This window comes from Streptomyces sp. NPDC002784 (genome assembly GCF_053592135.1).
The window spans coordinates 1-1,654 of record NZ_JBSFVD010000160.1; the positions used below are offsets into that span (position 1 = coordinate 1).

Sequence of the window (1,654 nt, forward strand, 5' to 3'; positions counted from 1 at the left end):
GCCCACCGGCTCCCGGTGGACGCAGAAGGTCTGGGACACCGCCATGACGATCTCCAGTCCGTGCTGCCCCAGCCGCGTCGGGTCGGTGGCCTGCACCGATGGCGGGTCGCTGCTGCTGTCCCACACGCTGATCTGGACGGCGCCCTCAACGATCTGCAGGTCCAGCAGGCAGGGGCCCGGCGCGTATTTGCGGGCGTTGGTGACCAGCTCGCTCACGACCAGTTGCACCATGCCCATTGCCCTAGCCGACACTGGCAGCCCGTGCTCGGCCTGCACGGAGGTGAGGAAGTCACGGGCCATATACCGGGCCTCGGCGATATCCGCGCTGCCCTCGAACGCGGTGCAGGCCGCGATCCGACGCTCGGAATGCGGCTCCTGGCCCTCATTTTGGGCAGCAGCATCCATGGGCCCGCCTCACTTCCGAAGCGCCGTGCATTGCCCACCCCGCCTACCCCCGGAACCTGGCAGTAGCCCTCTCAGAAGAAGCTTGTTTCCGGAAAATACTTGCGGGTATGCACTGCCGTGGGCGAAGGGACGGGCAGATCATGGACGAGCAGACCGGGAAGTGGGGCTTCCTCACCAAGCACGCACGCGTGCTGCTGGTGCTAGCGCAAGACCCTGACGCCCGTCTTCGCGACATCGCCGCCGCCTGCCACGTCACCGAGCGAACCGCCCAGAGCCTCATCGCCGCCCTGGAACAGAGCGGCTACCTGAGCCGCGAGCGGGCGGGACGGCGCACGCGCTACATCCTGTGCCGGGACGCCATGCTTCGCCATCCGGCGGAGGCACACGTGCCCGTCCAGGAACTACTGGAACTCTTCACCCCGCAGGACAGCCAACACTGAAAGTGCAACGGTTTCCGACTGCCGCGACCACGGTTGCGGAGCGTGCTCGTCGCCAAGGCAACCAGCCGCTGGGCATCGACTCCGGCAGCGTCCAGGTCACCCCTCATCCCTTCCACCCGCCCTGCGCCACTGGCCGCAACCCCCGTAGCTCCGGGCACTGGCAGGCGACCTGGACGCCGTACTGGGTGGGGAACCACACCCGGGTCCGTCCGGCCTGCGGCAGCGTGATCCGGTCGATGAGGCCCTCACTGCGCAGTGTGGCCAGCCGACGCCTCGTCTGCTCGATCCGCACCCTGGGCGCGATCAACAGGTGCATCTGTTCCGTGGCGGCCATCCGGTACTGCACCAGCACCGCCAACAAACGCCAGCCAGTCCCCGCCACCCGCGTCCACATCACACACCACGGCCTCTCCCGCTTCGTAACTGTGCGGCACCGACTCATCCGGTGCCGCGCGTACAACGAAGCGCAACAGCCGCCCCCGACCAGGACTGCGACCATGAAGGCCCGACCACGGTCACGGTGCGACAACACCTCCCTGGACCAGGCCGACAACCCCGCCGACAGCCACTCGTCCGCTCGCGGCATCCGTCCGTAAATCTACAGGTCACCACCGCTTTTCCTGCCATGGTCGGCAGCCCGACATCCCCTCTACGCCCCCCAGACCTCGCCCCACAGCAGGAAAGGAAAAGGGTGGGGGTGGGACAGCTCGGCCGGGCGGCGGGCGAGGGAATCGGGCGCCCCCTAGGTGTCCTCGCGCGACGCCGGGGCCGCGCGCGCCGCCCCGTGTACACTCGCTCGGCGGAGCACG

Annotated in this window: 3 protein-coding genes; 1 reads left to right on the forward strand and 2 read right to left on the reverse strand. The window is 68.5% G+C overall.

The genetic code is table 11. The annotated features are described in order from the left end of the window. A partial coding sequence (locus ACWD1Z_RS37440; RefSeq protein ID WP_451125381.1) for an ATP-binding protein occupies nt 1-405 on the reverse strand: 405 nt, incomplete at its 3' end. Between the two features lie 140 nt (nt 406-545). Here ACWD1Z_RS37440 and ACWD1Z_RS37445 point away from each other — a divergent pair. Further along, on the forward strand, nt 546-845 hold the full coding sequence (locus tag ACWD1Z_RS37445) for a helix-turn-helix transcriptional regulator (RefSeq protein ID WP_389421664.1): 300 nt from the start codon (nt 546-548) through the stop codon (nt 843-845). 103 nt (nt 846-948) lie between these two features. On the opposite strand, the gene ACWD1Z_RS37450 is transcribed toward ACWD1Z_RS37445, so the two are convergent. Then, nucleotides 949-1,179: a hypothetical protein gene (locus tag ACWD1Z_RS37450; protein ID WP_389421663.1), complete on the reverse strand. Its 231-nt coding sequence runs from the start codon at nt 1,177-1,179 to the stop codon at nt 949-951. Nucleotides 1,180-1,654 lie beyond the last annotated feature (475 nt).

Bases quoted from the DNA above. Each gene is read 5' to 3' on its own strand.
- ACWD1Z_RS37445 (WP_389421664.1), top strand. From the start codon at position 546: ATGGACGAGCAGACCGGGAAGTGGGGCTTCCTCACCAAGCACGCACGC.
- ACWD1Z_RS37450 (WP_389421663.1), bottom strand. From the start codon at position 1,179: ATGGCCGCCACGGAACAGATGCACCTGTTGATCGCGCCCAGGGTGCGG.